At 71.2% G+C, this 13,700-nt stretch carries 15 protein-coding genes and 3 riboswitches; of the genes, 6 read left to right on the forward strand and 9 right to left on the reverse strand.

What is annotated here, in order from left to right; genetic code table 11:
- The first annotated feature begins 49 nt into the window (after positions 1–49).
- Positions 50–153, forward strand: a riboswitch (SAM riboswitch).
- Between the two features lie 6 nt (positions 154–159).
- The 3 genes from ABD784_RS11825 to ABD784_RS11835 all read left to right on the forward strand — a co-directional run bounded on the left by ABD784_RS11825 (position 160) and on the right by ABD784_RS11835 (position 3,037).
- Positions 160–978: an ABC transporter ATP-binding protein gene (locus tag ABD784_RS11825; protein ID WP_344884838.1), complete on the forward strand. Its 819-nt coding sequence runs from the start codon at positions 160–162 to the stop codon at positions 976–978.
- Positions 979–1,087: 109 nt separating this feature from the next.
- A complete protein-coding gene (locus ABD784_RS11830; protein WP_344884841.1) occupies positions 1,088–2,104 on the forward strand; it encodes an aliphatic sulfonate ABC transporter substrate-binding protein in 1,017 nt (338 codons plus the stop codon).
- A 3-nt stretch (positions 2,105–2,107) separates the two neighbouring features.
- Positions 2,108–3,037, forward strand: coding sequence for an ABC transporter permease (locus tag ABD784_RS11835; RefSeq protein ID WP_344884843.1), 930 nt, complete (start codon positions 2,108–2,110; stop codon positions 3,035–3,037).
- Positions 3,038–3,053: 16 nt separating this feature from the next.
- On the opposite strand, the gene ABD784_RS11840 is transcribed toward ABD784_RS11835, so the two are convergent.
- Complete coding sequence (locus ABD784_RS11840; protein ID WP_344884846.1) at positions 3,054–3,653, reverse strand: hypothetical protein; 600 nt, start codon at positions 3,651–3,653, stop codon at positions 3,054–3,056.
- 138 nt (positions 3,654–3,791) lie between these two features.
- Positions 3,792–3,895, forward strand: a riboswitch (SAM riboswitch).
- A gap of 5 nt (positions 3,896–3,900) precedes the next feature.
- Between ABD784_RS11840 and acs the strand changes: the two genes are divergently transcribed.
- Positions 3,901–5,970: an acetate--CoA ligase gene (gene acs, locus ABD784_RS11845; RefSeq protein WP_344884849.1), complete on the forward strand. Its 2,070-nt coding sequence runs from the start codon at positions 3,901–3,903 to the stop codon at positions 5,968–5,970.
- Between the two features lie 18 nt (positions 5,971–5,988).
- Here acs and ABD784_RS11850 read toward each other — a convergent pair whose 3' ends face one another.
- Positions 5,989–6,249 (reverse strand): hypothetical protein, encoded by a 261-nt coding sequence (locus ABD784_RS11850; protein WP_344884852.1) that lies wholly within the window; start codon positions 6,247–6,249, stop codon positions 5,989–5,991.
- Between the two features lie 93 nt (positions 6,250–6,342).
- Between ABD784_RS11850 and ABD784_RS11855 the strand changes: the two genes are divergently transcribed.
- Positions 6,343–7,332: an ArsR/SmtB family transcription factor gene (locus tag ABD784_RS11855; protein WP_344884855.1), complete on the forward strand. Its 990-nt coding sequence runs from the start codon at positions 6,343–6,345 to the stop codon at positions 7,330–7,332.
- A gap of 67 nt (positions 7,333–7,399) precedes the next feature.
- Here the strand turns inward: ABD784_RS11855 and ABD784_RS11860 are convergent, their stop codons facing one another.
- From ABD784_RS11860 to ABD784_RS11880, 5 genes are read right to left on the reverse strand one after another with little or no spacing between them, the layout of a single operon-like run.
- Positions 7,400–7,786: a hypothetical protein gene (locus ABD784_RS11860; protein ID WP_344884858.1), complete on the reverse strand. Its 387-nt coding sequence runs from the start codon at positions 7,784–7,786 to the stop codon at positions 7,400–7,402.
- Positions 7,787–7,841: 55 nt separating this feature from the next.
- Entirely contained in the window at positions 7,842–8,849 is a 1,008-nt protein-coding gene (locus ABD784_RS11865; protein ID WP_344884861.1) for a DNA-3-methyladenine glycosylase 2, read from the reverse strand.
- A 28-nt stretch (positions 8,850–8,877) separates the two neighbouring features.
- A complete protein-coding gene (locus ABD784_RS11870; protein WP_344884864.1) occupies positions 8,878–9,540 on the reverse strand; it encodes an alpha-ketoglutarate-dependent dioxygenase AlkB family protein in 663 nt (220 codons plus the stop codon).
- Positions 9,540–10,229 carry a methylated-DNA--[protein]-cysteine S-methyltransferase gene (locus tag ABD784_RS11875; protein ID WP_425582975.1) on the reverse strand — a complete coding sequence of 230 codons (690 nt, stop codon included), beginning with the start codon at positions 10,227–10,229 and terminating at the stop codon, positions 9,540–9,542. The genes ABD784_RS11870 and ABD784_RS11875 overlap by 1 nt, the downstream gene beginning before the upstream one ends.
- Positions 10,226–10,756, reverse strand: coding sequence for an RNA polymerase sigma factor (locus tag ABD784_RS11880; protein ID WP_344884867.1), 531 nt, complete (start codon positions 10,754–10,756; stop codon positions 10,226–10,228). The genes ABD784_RS11875 and ABD784_RS11880 overlap by 4 nt, the downstream gene beginning before the upstream one ends.
- A gap of 163 nt (positions 10,757–10,919) precedes the next feature.
- Between ABD784_RS11880 and ABD784_RS11885 the strand changes: the two genes are divergently transcribed.
- Positions 10,920–11,435, forward strand: a complete 516-nt coding sequence (locus tag ABD784_RS11885; protein WP_344884870.1) for a lipopolysaccharide assembly protein LapA domain-containing protein — start codon at positions 10,920–10,922, stop codon at positions 11,433–11,435.
- 213 nt (positions 11,436–11,648) lie between these two features.
- Here ABD784_RS11885 and ABD784_RS11890 read toward each other — a convergent pair whose 3' ends face one another.
- Both ABD784_RS11890 and ABD784_RS11895 read right to left on the reverse strand, forming a co-directional pair.
- On the reverse strand, positions 11,649–12,260 hold the full coding sequence (locus ABD784_RS11890) for a histidine phosphatase family protein (RefSeq protein WP_344884873.1): 612 nt from the start codon (positions 12,258–12,260) through the stop codon (positions 11,649–11,651).
- Positions 12,261–12,289: 29 nt separating this feature from the next.
- Entirely contained in the window at positions 12,290–13,423 is a 1,134-nt protein-coding gene (locus tag ABD784_RS11895; RefSeq protein ID WP_344884876.1) for a DNA glycosylase AlkZ-like family protein, read from the reverse strand.
- 84 nt (positions 13,424–13,507) lie between these two features.
- Positions 13,508–13,602: riboswitch (SAM riboswitch) on the forward strand.
- Positions 13,603–13,700: the final 98 nt, after the last annotated feature.

The raw sequence follows: 13,700 nt of genomic DNA on the forward strand, positions 1-13,700 counted from the left end.
TTGATGCGGGATTTTGCCATGGAGACGTCCGTGTCGTTTCGTTGACTCACCACCATCCCGAGCGGCCGAGAGATCTGGCTCGACGACGCCGCAGCAACCACCGGTGACCGCACCCCGCGGCCCGGACGGTGCTACCGCCAGGACCGATGGAGATGATTCATGGCTTCCACGCTGTCCGTGTCCCGCAGTACCGAAACTGCGCCCGCAGTGGCCTCGGAGAACCCGCTGCCCGTCACTTTCGAATCCGTCACGAAGCGATTCGGAGGGCGCACCGTCCTGAACGGCATCGACTTCTCCGTGCATGCGGGCGAGGTCCTGGCCATCGTCGGCCCAAGCGGCTGCGGCAAGTCGACGCTCCTGCGGACCGTCGCTGGCCTCGATCAGCCGACGTCGGGATCCGTCTGGATCGGCTCGTCCCCTGTTTCCGGGCTGAGCGAGGCCTCGGCCTTCGCCTTCCAGGAGCCACGGCTGCTGCCGTGGCAGACGATCCGGCGGAATGTCGCACTGGGCCTCCCCCGCGGCACCGACCAGGCGGCCGGCGCCGCCCACGTGGACGAACTGCTCGAGCACGTGGAGCTCTCCGCCCACGCTGACCACCGGCCCCGCGAGGTCTCCGGGGGCATGGCCCAGCGGGCCTCGCTCGCCAGAGCGCTCGCCCGCCGGCCCGGCGTGCTGCTGCTCGACGAGCCGTTCGGAGCGCTCGACGCCCTCACTCGGCTCAAGATGCAGGACCTGCTCCTGGACATCCACGCCAAGCATCCGGCCACGATCCTGCTCGTCACCCACGATGTCGACGAGGCCCTGCAGCTCGCCGACCGGATCCTCGTCCTCGGTGCCGCCGACGACCTCGAAGGGGCCGTCGTCGCCAATGTCATCGACGTTCCGGGTGTTCGGCCCAGGGACCGAGCCTCCGCCGAACTCGGCGTCCTCCGTTCCACCCTTCTCGAGAACCTGGGCGTCGACACGCACCGCCGCTGACTCCGGCATGAGTCCGGACGTCGGCGGAGTCCGGTGCGTTCCTGCACCGGCCACCGCTTCGCCTCGTCGCATCCCTCCATCCAGCACGCCTTCGTCGCAAAGGAACACCATGAGCATCCCGAACCACCACACCCGCCGCCGCCTCCTGGGCATGGCTGCAGTCGTCGCGGCCGCTGCCGCACTGACCGGCTGCGCCGGCGAGGACGCCGAGGCCACGGCAGAAACACTGAACATCGACTTCGCCACCTACAACCCGCTGAGCCTGATCATCAAGGAGAAGGGCTGGCTGGAGGCGACCCTCGAGGACGAGGGCGTCGAGGTCAACTGGCTCCAGTCGGCCGGTTCGAACAAGGCCAACGAGGGCCTCCGCTCGGAAGCGCTGCACGTCGGTTCGACCGCGGGGTCCGCGGCCCTGCTGGCCCGGGCCAACGGCGCACCGATCAAGACGATCGCCCTGTACTCGCAGCCGGAGTGGTCCGCCATCGTCACGCCCGAGGGCTCCGACATCGAATCCGTCGAGGATCTGAAGGGCAAGAAGGTCGCGGCCACGAAAGGGACCGACCCGTACTTCTTCCTGGTGCAAGCGCTCCAGGCCCACGGCCTGACGGTCGACGACGTCACGATCGAGAACCTGCAGCACGCCGATGGCTGGGGCGCGCTCAACAACGGTTCCGTCGACGCGTGGGCGGGGCTCGACCCGATCATGGCCGGTGCCGAGGAGGAGGGCGCCCAACTGGTCTACCGGAACCTCGACTTCAACACGTACGGGTTCCTGAACGCCACGGAGGAATTCCTGGAGAACGAGCCCGAGTTGGCTCAGGCCGTGGTCGACGCATACCAGAAGGCTCAAGAGTGGGCCGCGGAGAACCCGGAGGAGACGGCGCAGATCCTGGCCGAGGAAGCCGGTCTCGAACAGCCCATCGCGGACAAGGTCATCCTGGAGCGCTCGAACCTCGACGTCGATCCGGTCCCAGGCGAGGCCCAGCGGGAGGTCCTCGAGGCCGTCGGACCGATCTTCGTCGAGATCGGGGACGTGTCCGAGCAGGCCAGCATCGACGAGGCGGTCGACACGCTGTTCGAACCGTCGTTCGCGGAGGATGCCGACGCCTCCACCCTCAAGGAGTAGGGCATGAGCGCCTCCTCCGAAACGCAAGACCACCGGAGCAACCAGGTCTATGGCGGTACAGCTCACGTCTCCGTGGGCTCGTACGGGTCCAGCGCGGCGGGGTCAGGTGACACCCCCGAGGCCTCCGGCGTCGCACCGCAGACGGGCGCGGCGTCCGGACGCCCGCGCCGGCAGCTGCTGAACACTGCGGGAGGGCGCGTGCTGGTGGGCCTCATCGTGCCCGTCGCCATGCTGGCCGCCTGGTACGTCACGACGGCCGCCGGACTCTTCTCCCCCGTTCAGCTCCCCTCGCCCGCATCGGTCTGGAGCGCGGCAGACGAGCTGGTCCACCGCGGCGAGCTGTGGAATCACATCGGTATCTCGACGCAGCGCGTGCTCCTCGGGTTCGGCATCGGTGGGTTCCTGGGTCTGGCTGTCGGTTCCCTCGTCGGCCTGTCCCGGATCGCTGACGCCTTGTTCAGCCCCACGATCGGCGCGTTCCGTGCCGTCCCCTCACTGGCCTGGGTGCCTCTGCTCATCCTCTGGATGCAGATCGGCGAGGACTCCAAAGTCACGTTGATCGCCATCGGCGCGTTCTTTCCGGTCTTCACCACCGTGTACCTGGCGTTGCGGCACGTCGACCGGAACCTGATCGAGGCGGCCCGGGCCTTCGGCCTACGCGGTCTTCAATTGCTGACCACGGTCCAGCTGCCCGCCGTCGTTCCCTCGATCTTCTCCGGACTGCGATTGGCCTTGGCCCAGGCATGGCTGTTCCTCGTCGCGGCCGAGCTCATCGCTTCTTCGATGGGTCTCGGTTTCCTGCTGACCGACTCCCAGTACAACGGACGCACGGACCGGCTGCTCCTGGCGATCGTGCTGCTGGCGGTCATCGGCAAGACCTCGGACGCGCTCCTGGGACTTGTGGAACGCTGGGCCATCAGACGCTGGGCGTGAAGGCCTCCCTCGACGGCTATCCGGCCGGTGCCGCGTTCCGGCGGAACTGGATGACCGCCAGCACGAGGAGCGTCGCCGGCGGCACGATCCGTACCGCCCAAGCCAACGCCGACCCGTCCAGCAGGAACAGAGGGCCGTCGAGGGCCACGACGATGTCCTCGGCGACCTTGGGCAGGGCGACGACGACGAAGGCGACCCCCGTGCCGAGCATCAGCAATCGATGGCGCAGGATGAGCGCCCAGAGGATGAGCTGAACGATCAAGGCCATGACGAGATGCCCGGTCACCACCGTCGCCCCGACGGCGACGGCACCCACTTGCCATGCGGTTCGGCGGAAGTCGGGGAAGCGGCGCGACGTGAGCAACACCGCCGCCGCAGCCAGCAGCGGTACGGCCATGAGGATCAGGGAGGTCCAGAAGGCCCAGCCCAGGGCCTCCGGGGTCGGGGTGGAGCTTCTCAGGACCATCATCCACGCGAGACTCGGCAGATAGGCCACGCCGAAGATCACCAGCAAGCGCGCCACGAAGGCATCGTCCTGGGCGGTCGCGGGCGGCGGGAACGACGGCGTGCGGCTCCCCTGCCCGTTCGTCGCGTCATTCAGCATCGGCTTCCCCATGCCCCGAGTCTGCTTCCCGCCGCACGGGAAAGCCACCCCCGCACCGATCACGGTTCCGTTCCGATCTCCTCCATCACATTGTTGCGCGCGAGGTCACCGGTTTTGCGCCCCGTTCGGTCACGGCGTTTAGTGGTGGGGAACCCATCCCGAGCGGCCGAGAGATCTGGCTCGACGACGCCGCAGCAACCACCGGGGACCGCGCCAGCGGGACCGGACGGTGCTACCGCCAGGACCGATGGAGATGAGCATGAGCGCTTCAGCACCCCACGCCGTCGTACCCGCGAGCCACGCCGCGGGCCGTGCAGCGTACCCGCACCCCGCCCGGCCCCGCACGGAGGCCGAGGCCGCCGAGCAGGAATGGACCGAGGCCGAGCGGCTCGCCCACTGGGACGCCGTGGCCCGCCGCCTCGACTGGGCCGAGCCGTGGCACACCACGCACACCTGGGTCCCGGCGGACCCGGAGACCAGGCGCGGACCGCAGATCTCCTGGTACGACGGCGGCCGGCTCAACGCCGCGGTCAACTGCGCGGATCGGCATGTGGCGGCCGGGCGCGGCGACAAGGTCGCGCTGCACTTCGAGGGCGAGCCGGGCGACCGCCGGACCATCACCTACGCCGAGCTGACCGAGCGGGTCTGCCAGGCGGCCAACGCGCTCGAGGAGCTCGGCATCGGCCAGGGGGACCGCGTGGTGATCTACCTGCCCGTGCTCGTGGAGACCGTGGTCATCACCCTGGCGTGCGCACGCATCGGCGCCGTCCACTCCCTGGTCTTCGGTGGGTTCTCCGCCGAGGCGCTGAGGTTCCGGGTCGAGGACACGGGGGCGAAGCTGCTGGTCACCACGGACGGGCAGTTCCGCCGCGGCCGCGCGGTGCCCGTGAAGGAGAACGCGGACGCCGCCGTGGCCGGGGAGAACAGCATCGAGCACGTCCTCGTGATCGACCGCACGGGTCTGGCCGACATCCCGTGGACGGAGGGGCGCGATGTCTGGTGGCACGACGTCGTCGACCGGCAGCCGCGCACCCACACGGCCGAGGCGTTCGATTCCGAGGCGCCCCTGTTCATCATGTACACCTCCGGCACCACGGGGAAGCCGAAGGGGCTGGTGCACACCACCGGCGGCTATCTGGTCAACGCCAGCTGGTCCCACGAGTTCCTCTTCTCCCACCCCGACCCCGCCCGGCGCGAGCGGGACGTGCACTGGTGCACCGCCGACCTGGCCTGGGTCACTGCGCACACCTACGAGATCTACGGGCCGCTCTCCAACGGCGTCACCCAGGTCATCTACGAGGGGGTGCCGAACGCGCCGCACCCCGGCCGTCATTTCGAGATCATCCAGCGCTACGGCGTGACCAGCTATTACACGGCGCCCACCCTGGTCCGCTCGCTCATGGGCTGGTTCCCGGACGGCGTCCCGGCCGACTACGACCTCTCCTCCATCCGCCTGGCCGGGACCGTCGGCGAGGCCGTGAACCCCGAGGCCTGGCGGTGGCTGCGCGCGCAGGTGGGCCGCGACTCCCTGGTGGCGGGCGATCCGGCCGCCGGCATCCCCATGGTGGACACCTGGTGGCAGTCCGAGTCCGGGGCTACGGTCCTGTCGCCGCGACCGACCGACACGACGTTCAAGCCGGGATGCGGCACGCGGCCGCTGCCGGGCGTCGCCACGGACGTGGTGGACGACGACGGTCGCCGGACGCCGCCGAACGTCCAGGGCAGCATCGTCCTCACCCGGACCGGACCGTCGATGGCGCGGACCGTGTGGGGCGACCCCGAGCGCTACTACGCGTCCTACTGGGAGAAGTTCGTGGAGCAGGGCTGGTTCCTGGCCGGCGACGGCGCCAAGCTGGACGACGACGGCGACGTCTGGATCCTCGGGCGGACCGACGACGCCCTCAACGTCTCCGGGCACCTGCTCTCGACCATCGAGATCGAGTCGGCGCTGGTCTCCCACCCCGCGGTCGTGGAGGCCGGCGTCTGCCCCACCGCCGATCCGAAGACGGGGCAGGCGGCCACGGCGTTTGTCGTCCCGGTCGACCAGTCGCTCGTCGGCGGCCCGGGCTCGGGCACCGCGGAGGCCCTCCCCTCCGCGGCGCGGCGTGCCCTGGTCGAGGAACTCCGGGCGCACGTGGCCCGCGAGATCGGGCCGATCGCCAAGCCGCGCGACGTCGTGTTCGTCCCCGACGTGCCGAAGACCCGCTCCGGCAAGATCATGCGCCGGCTGCTGACCCAGCTGTTCGAGGGCACACCGCTCGGGGACACCACCAGCCTGCAGAACGAGCCCTGCATCCCGGAGCTGCGGCGGATCTGCGGCCCGGAGTAGGTCGGCGCGGGCGGCGGATCACATCCGCCCGCCGGTCTGGACCCAGTACGTCCGGAGGTTCTCCTCCTTGATCCGCAGGTACTCGCTCTCCTGCGCGGCGGCCCGCTCCCAGTTCACCCGGTAGAAGCGGGCGATCGCGCGGAGGGCGCCGAGCACGCTGCGGGCCGGGCTTCTGCGGTCCGGGGTTCTGCGGTCTAGGCTTCTGCGGGGTGGGGCGCTGCGGACCGAGGCCCGGGCGGTCTTCGTCTGCCATGATCCGAGGGTGCTGTTCGTCGTCATGGACTCAGCGTCCGCGCCGCGGCCGAGGGTCGCCACGATTCGGTCCACACCGAATCGTCGGGCGTCGGGATGGCTGGGCCTACGCTGATGCACATGCACATCAGACTGACGGCCGAGGACCTCACCAAGATCCGTTTCGAGTCCTCGCCCCTGTGGGAGGCCGCCGCCAGCATCCGTGCCCTGCAACGCCAGCCGGCCATCCACCGGCCATGGATCGAGGCGACCACATCGGCTCTGGCCGCGTCCACGGAGCCGCACAAGTCGCGCCACCTGGACATCTTGACCACGCTCGTGCGTCCACGGGGCTACATGGCGGACGCTCTGACGCCCACGCCGAGTCGCCAGGGGACCTTCGCCGACTCGCTGGCCGACGTCGCGGCCGTCGACCACGAGGTCTGGCGGGAGAGCCTCGCGTATCTGCGCGGTCACGAACCGACGCCGCGCATCCTGGCGACCCTCGATCTGCTGGAACGGGACCTGCCGGCCGGCCTCGAGATGATCGTCGAGGCCCTGGCCTGGTACTGGGAGATCGCCCTCGAGCCATGGTGGCCGCGCCTGCGCTCCCTGCAACTGGAGGACATCGACTGGCGGCTGGCGCAGATCTCACGGAACGGCATGGCCGAGGTCCTGAAATCCCTGCACCCGAGCGTCGTCCCCACACCCGACGGCCTGGACATCGTGCGCGGGTGCGACGCGACCGGCCACCCCGATCCGGGTGCCGGGCTGATCCTCGTTCCGAACGCGTTCATCTGGCCGGAGACGCTCGTGCTGAACGTCGCCCCGTTCGTGCCGACGCTGACCTACGCCCCGCGCGGCGTCGGGCGCCTGTGGGAGTCCGCCCCGTCGTGCCCCGACGCACCGTTGGCCAAGCTCCTCGGGCGGACGCGGGCGCAGATCCTCGCCCAGCTCGACGTCCCGATGACGACGACGCAGCTGGCCTGCGCGCTGGATCTGGCGCCGGCGACGGTCAACACCCACCTCAAGGTCATGTCGGAGGGCGGCCTGGCCGAGTCCCTCCGCACCGGGCGCGAGGTCTTCTACCGTCGCGCCGACGTCGGGGAGAGCCTCCTCGCGAGACGCTGAACCGGTCCGCGGGCAGGAGCGGCCTGCTCTGGCTGGGGCGTCCAGCGACGGCGGAAGCCAAGCCCGTTCAATCCGCGTCGCTGCGCTCCTCGGCCCTTGCCCGCTCCGCACGCTCGAGCGCTTGCCGCCAGAAGCTGAGCCCCATGAGGTACGCGATGACGAGCGTGAGGGCGCCCAGGAGAATGTTCCAGAGGCCCGGGTCGCTGCCCGCGATGAACGACGCCGCGATCGCGACGGCGAACGGCAGCAGCAGTCCGTCGCCGGCGCGGAGCCCGGGTCCAGCGAACCGCTGCCGGATTCCCCGGTCGGTCGACGGCGGCACCACGATGACGGCCACGGCGAGCGCAGCGACGACGAAGACGGCGATCTTCCCGAGGGTCGGCGTCAGCGCGATGGCCGCCATGGCGACTGCGTAGGCCGCGCTCGAGGCGTACCGGTAGGCGTCGGTCGACATGTCTCCCCTTCGTAGAAGCGCCACCCACGCTACCGCAGGACGGCCTGTCCGGGCTTCAGCGCGTGGACTCCTCCGGGACCGCGTAGGCCTCCGAGGCCCAGAGGTGGAGCAACGCATAGGTACGCCAGGGACTCCAGCGGGCGGCGTGGGCGGCGGCCTGCCGCGGCGTCAGTGGACCCGCACCCAGCGCGCCCGCGAGGGCTCTACGGGCCACCAAGTCCCCGGAGATGAAAGTGTCGGCATCGCCGAGGAGCCGGACGGCCAGGTACTCGGCCGTCCACGGTCCAATGCCCGGCAGCGCCAGCAGCGCGGCCCGGGCTTCCCCGGGTGGGAGCGCATCGAGGCGGAAGCCCTCCGACCACGCCGCGACGACTCCGGCCAGGGTTCTGGCGCGGGCGCCGGTGATGCCGACCGCCTGCTGAAGCTCCGCCGCCTCGAGGCCGGCGTACCGTTCGGGCCCGGGGAACGGCACCAGTCCCAGCCCTTCCCCGGAGTCCCGACCGCGCCCCGCCCCCGGGGAGTCCCCCGGCGCCCCCGACGCCGGGTCGGGGCGAGCCGCGGCGACGAACCGCCCGGCGAACGTCCGGCAGGCGGCCAGCGAGACCTGCTGTCCCAGCACCGCTGTGACGACCGCCTCGAACTCGTCGACGCACCCGGTCACACGCAGCCCGGGCCGCTCCGCCAGCAGCGGCGCGAGCACGGGGTCGGCGGCCAGGGCGGTCCGCGCCGGTCCCAGGTCGTCCTCCAGCCCGAACCACCGCGCCACCAGCCGCTCCAGGTCCCGCTGCGTCTCGCCACCGGATCCCGCGTCGGCCGAGGTGGGAGGCAGCCCCTCCTCCGGCGCGGCCCGGCCGAGGGAGCCCCCTGTCCGCTGGACGAGGACGTCGATCCCGGCGTCCTCGACCAGGGTGAGCTCCACCTGGACGTCACGTCCCGCAGCCCGGACCCAGCGCCGGTGCAGGCGGCCCGCGACGTCCGTCGAGGAGACGCCCGGGACGTCGTGCGCGGCGAGCACCCGCGCGGACGTCCCCGCGTCGAACAGCCCGTTCGCCTCGACCCTCACGTCTCCGCCCCCTCGCACCCCCGCCGCCTCATGCGCCGAGCCCGGTCTCCCGCAGCGTGATGTTGATCCGTCCTGCCCCGAGGCCGCATCCGGCCGGGGCGGTTCCGGCGTGGATCCGGGGCACGCCGTGGTACGCGAGCCGGGCCGGCCCGCCGAAGACGAAGACGTCCCCGGAGGCGAGCAGGACGTCCTCGTAGGGCCGGTTGCGGTGCTCGGTGTTGCCGAACCGGAACGTGCAGGCATCCCCGATCGAGAACGAGACCACCGGTGCGGCGGAGTCCTCGTCCTTGTCCTGGTGCATGCCCATCCGGGCCGAGTCATCGTAGAAGTTCACCAGCGCGGCATCGGGCGTGTAGGCATCCGCCGCGAAGTCGGTCTCGGCGAGCGCGAGCCTCCCCGCCCGGGCCAGCCAGTCGGGGAACGGGAGGACCCGCGCGCCGTTCACGTCCGAGGCCTCCCGCGAGTAGCGGTACGGCTGCCAGTGCCAGCCGAGGCAGACGGTCTTGACGGACATCTCGTGGCCGGCCACCTTGGCACCACGCGGGGGCACCGGGCCCTGCGACCAGTCCCAGTAGCGCTCGACGATCCAGCGCTGCTGCTCCGGCGCCAGCCACCCCGGGAGGTGATAGGCACCGGGGGCGACGCGGCGCGGTTCCCGGGCACCGAAGTCGGCGTCGAACAGGGCGTCCATCAGGCGTCCCCGGCCGACCCCGGGACGGGCAGCGGCGCGGTCCCCCGCTCGAGGTCCAGGAGGGCAGCCTTGGCGGCGAGCCCGCCGAGGTATCCGCCGAGCGAACCGTCCGTGCGCAGAACGCGATGGCAGGGGACGACGACGGGGAGCGGGTTGGTCGCGCAAGCGGTCCCGACCGCGCGGACGGCCCGGGGATTGCCCACCAGCTCCGCCATCTCCCGGTAGGACATCGTCCGTCCGTATGCGATCCCGGTCAGCTCCCGTTGGACCGTCTGCCGGAAACCGCTCGAGAGAGAGAAGTCCAGCGGTACATCGAACTCCTGCAACCGGCCCGCGAAGTAGGCGTCCAGCTCGCGGGCCGTCTCGTCCAGCCGGCGGCGGAGCGTCCCCGGCGTGTGAGCGGTGCCGGCGCCGCTGCGGAGGATCCGCGGGCTGATCCGGTCGCTGAGCGCCTCGAGGACGGCGTCGTGCCCCTCCGACTCGAAGGCGACGCGAACCAGTCCGCGCTCCGTGGTGGCCACGAGCAACCGTCCGACCGGGGAGTCGACCGTGCGGTAGGCGACGTCGATGAGATCCGCCGCCCCGGCCTCGTGCTCGAGACGGCCGCGGAGCCGGGTCAGCAGCTCCTGCTCGATCCGGCTCAGCGGCCCGTCGGTCCGCCCCGGTTCGTGATCGAGTGTCTGGTTCACAGCATCGCCTTCCTGAGTTTCTTCATTCCGTCGGCCGCCGCCCGGCGTACCGCCTCCGGCGTCCCGCCGATCTCGGCGGCGATCTCGGCGTAGGGCAGTCCGGCCAGGTGGTGATAGGCCACGGCGAGCCGTTGCCGCTCCGGCAGGGTGACGATGGCCTGCCAGAGGTCTCCCCGGTCCTCGAGCAGCCCGGGCACCGAGCCGATCCCGTCCCGGACCCCGAGATGCTGGCTGCCCTGCCCGTTGCGGACCTCGTCGAGGTCGGCTCCGTCACCGGACGGCAGCGCCCTGCGTCCCGCGGCACGGTAGACGTCGATGGCCTTCCGGTGCGCGATGCGCACCAGCCAGGCCTCCACATTGGCGTCCGCCGGGAGGTCCGGGTACGCCCCGAGGGCCGCGAGGAAGGTCTCCGACCACGCGTCCTCGGCGTCGTGCTGGCCCAGAGCGGCGCGGCACACGCGCAGCACGGTCACGCCGTGGCGCTCCACGATGGTCTCGAAGGGCGGCTTGGCCGCGCTGTGCTTCACCTGGCTCACAATCTGTAGACGTCCGTCCCGGCCGAAACGTGAGACGGTGACCGGAATTCCTCTGTCGACGCGCCGCCCGGACGCCCCGGATCATGGCCGCTCGCGGCTTTGACGTGTAGTTTCATGATCACAGGAAGCCTCATCACTGCCAGGAGGACATTCGATGCGCAATCAGGATCCCACCTCGCCCGACGCCGGCGCCACGCCCACGGGTTCCGATGCCCGGGACCTCGGCGGCGAGACCGCCGACAAGATGGAGCCCGAGGCGACCAATTCGCAGGCCGAGGTCGCCGGGATCGTGCGGGACCCCCGCGACGAGCCGACGTCCACCGAGATCGCCGCGGACCGCCGGAACGCCGAGAAGCAGTCCGCGGAGACGCCCGGGACGGACTCGAAGGACGACGAGTACCGCGACCGGATGACGACGACGCGCTCGGGCGCGGTCTGGGCGACGACCATCTTCTCGCTGATCATCCTCGTGCTCCTGATCATCTTCATCGCCCAGAACCAGGAGACCACCACGCTGCGCTACTTCGCGTGGGAGGGCACCGTGAACGTGGGCCTCACGGTTCTGGCCGCGGCCGTCGCCGGAGGCATCATCGTCGCGCTGGCCGGCGCGGCGCGGATCATCGCCCTCAAAGCGCAGCGCCGCCGTCAGCGCCGGCACTCCCGCAGCTGAGCGGTCCGCCGGGTGCGATCCCGGCGCGATCGGCACCCCGCCGCCGCTTGTCCACAGGCTCGGGAGTGCTACTAGCTGGCGTTCAGGTTCGCCCTCTAGTGTCTTCATGTCGCTTGAAACATAGCGGCGAGGGCGGCTACCCGTGTTTCCCCCCAACGATCCGGGTGGCCGCCTTCTTCATGCCTCGAGGGCCCCTCGCTCCCCGGGTCCGCCTCAGGGGGTCGGTTGGTGCTCCGACTCCTCGGCCGTCCCGGGCGTATTGGACCCGGTGCTCGCCACGAACTCGGCCAGCCGGGCGGCGTCGATCTCCACCGCCACCCCGTTGGGGATGCGGGGTGTCTTCTGGTCGAGGATCCGGTTGGCCGTGAGCCGGATCAGCGTCCCGTGGGCGACCACCACGACGTTGCCGCCCGGATGGTGCGCGGCGATCCGCGCCAGCGCCGCTGCCCCTCGGGTCGCGACCTGGGCCTCGGGTTCCGCCGTCACGATCAGGCGCTGGCGCTCTTCGTCGTCCATCTCTGCGCCCACGCGGCCCTCGAGCTCGCCGTAGGCCCGCTCGACCAGGTCGTCGTCCTGGTCGCCGAGCTCGAGCCCGAGCGCCTCGGCGATGAGTTCGGCCGACTCGACGGCCCGGCCCAGCGGGGACGATGCCACGGCATCCCAGACGAAGCCCTCCTCCGCCGCACGGCGTGCCAGCGCCTCGCCGGCCTCCCGCGCCTGCGCCTTCCCGGCCTCGTTCAAGGGGATGTCGACCTGTCCCTGCAGCCGACCGGCGGCATTCCAATCCGTCTCGCCGTGCCGTACCATCACCAAACGTTTAGCCATGGGCCAAGACTAACCGGCGCCGGAGCGCGTTACGGCAACACCAGGTCGCCTCCGAGCTGCCGGGCCAGATGGGTGCCGGCCCGCCGGGCGGCCGCCCGGAAACTCCGATTGGTCACGCCGTGCTCGGGATAGAGGCCGTGCAGGCGCAGGTCCCGGCCCTCGCGCTGGGCGTCCACCCGGCCCACGAACCGGTCGCCGTCCAGGACGGACATGACGTAGGCGCCGTACACCCGTTTCGCCGCCGGGACGTACGCCTCGAACAGGTACTCGTAGCCGAAGACCCGCGCCGCCCGCCGCCGGTTGCGCAGCAGGTTGTCGAAGGGGCCGATGAGCCGGCTCCCCCGCGCCTGCGTGACCGGCACCTCCGACAGGTCCGGATCCGGCAGCGCGTAGCCGGGCTCGCCCCAGCCCTCGATGTCCAGGACGACGGCGCCGGCCGCCTCCAGCCCGTCCCGGACCTCGTCGGCGGTGAGCCGGTAGTGCCGCCGCAGGTCGGCGATCGTGGCGATGCCCAGCGCCCGCAGCGCCGCGGCGATCAGACCGGCGCAGGCGTCGTCGTACGACGGCCTGGCCTCGAGGAGGTGCGTCGGGACGCGGCGCTCCGGGAGGTCGAAGACCCGCTTGATGCCGCGGCGGTGCGTGCAGACCAGTTCGCCGGACCACAGCATGAACTCGGCGGCGCGCTGCCGGGCACTCCAGCTCCAGTTGCCGCCGCGCTCCGCACCGGCCTCCAGGTCGCCGATCGTGGCACCGTCCGTGGCCTCGGCCGCGATCCGCAGCACCTCCCGGCGGGGTCCGGCCAGATCGTCCGCGAACTCCTCCGCGTGCCGGTCGCGGAACCACTGCCGGGAACGCTCGAACAGCGGCCAGTCCTCGATCGGGAACAGGCAGGCGACGTCGGTGAACGTCTCGAAGGAGACCGCCTCGCCACCGGACCAAAGGACGTCGTCGTACTCCTGGGCACGGCGCCTCGCCGGCAGGCGGGCCCCGCAGGTGAGACGGTGGGCCTTGTCCACGCGGCTGATCCCGTCCAGCTGCAGGAGCCGCTCGTTCCGCAGGACATCCAGCGCATCGCCCGCCTCCGGGGTGAAGTGCGCGTTGACGACGGCGCGGCGGGACTCCGCGGCCGAGAGCCCGGCGGCCCGGCTCGAATCGATGCTCATGCCCCCACCCTACGGAGCCCTCGGCTGAAACCCGGCTACACATTCCTTGCCGATCCGCCCGACGCACCTCAGACTGGGTGGTGCACACCATCCCGAGCGGCTGAGAGATCTGGCTCAACGACGCCGCAGCAACCATCCGGACTCCCCCGGAAAGGTGCTACCGCCAGAAACGATGGAGAATGCGTCAGCATTTCGATCCACCGCAGGCCGGCGTACCGGCCTGTCCGCCGTGGATCGCCGTTGTTCCGGGAGCCCCACCACGCGCACCGCGCCAGCA

The organism is Zhihengliuella alba, from assembly GCF_039538765.1.
Taxonomy (GTDB): Bacteria; Actinomycetota; Actinomycetes; order Actinomycetales; family Micrococcaceae; genus Zhihengliuella; species Zhihengliuella alba.

Coding starts and splice junctions, on each gene's coding strand:
- ABD784_RS11830 (WP_344884841.1), top strand. CDS start 1,088: ATGAGCATCCCGAACCACCACACCCGCCGCCGCCTCCTGGGCATGGCT.
- ABD784_RS11855 (WP_344884855.1), top strand. CDS start 6,343: ATGCACATCAGACTGACGGCCGAGGACCTCACCAAGATCCGTTTCGAG.
- ABD784_RS11825 (WP_344884838.1), top strand. CDS start 160: ATGGCTTCCACGCTGTCCGTGTCCCGCAGTACCGAAACTGCGCCCGCA.
- ABD784_RS11850 (WP_344884852.1), bottom strand. CDS start 6,249: ATGACGACGAACAGCACCCTCGGATCATGGCAGACGAAGACCGCCCGG.
- ABD784_RS11860 (WP_344884858.1), bottom strand. CDS start 7,786: ATGTCGACCGACGCCTACCGGTACGCCTCGAGCGCGGCCTACGCAGTC.
- acs (WP_344884849.1), top strand. CDS start 3,901: ATGAGCGCTTCAGCACCCCACGCCGTCGTACCCGCGAGCCACGCCGCG.
- ABD784_RS11885 (WP_344884870.1), top strand. CDS start 10,920: ATGCGCAATCAGGATCCCACCTCGCCCGACGCCGGCGCCACGCCCACG.
- ABD784_RS11895 (WP_344884876.1), bottom strand. CDS start 13,423: ATGAGCATCGATTCGAGCCGGGCCGCCGGGCTCTCGGCCGCGGAGTCC.
- ABD784_RS11835 (WP_344884843.1), top strand. CDS start 2,108: ATGAGCGCCTCCTCCGAAACGCAAGACCACCGGAGCAACCAGGTCTAT.
- ABD784_RS11870 (WP_344884864.1), bottom strand. CDS start 9,540: ATGGACGCCCTGTTCGACGCCGACTTCGGTGCCCGGGAACCGCGCCGC.
- ABD784_RS11890 (WP_344884873.1), bottom strand. CDS start 12,260: ATGGCTAAACGTTTGGTGATGGTACGGCACGGCGAGACGGATTGGAAT.
- ABD784_RS11840 (WP_344884846.1), bottom strand. CDS start 3,653: ATGGGGAAGCCGATGCTGAATGACGCGACGAACGGGCAGGGGAGCCGC.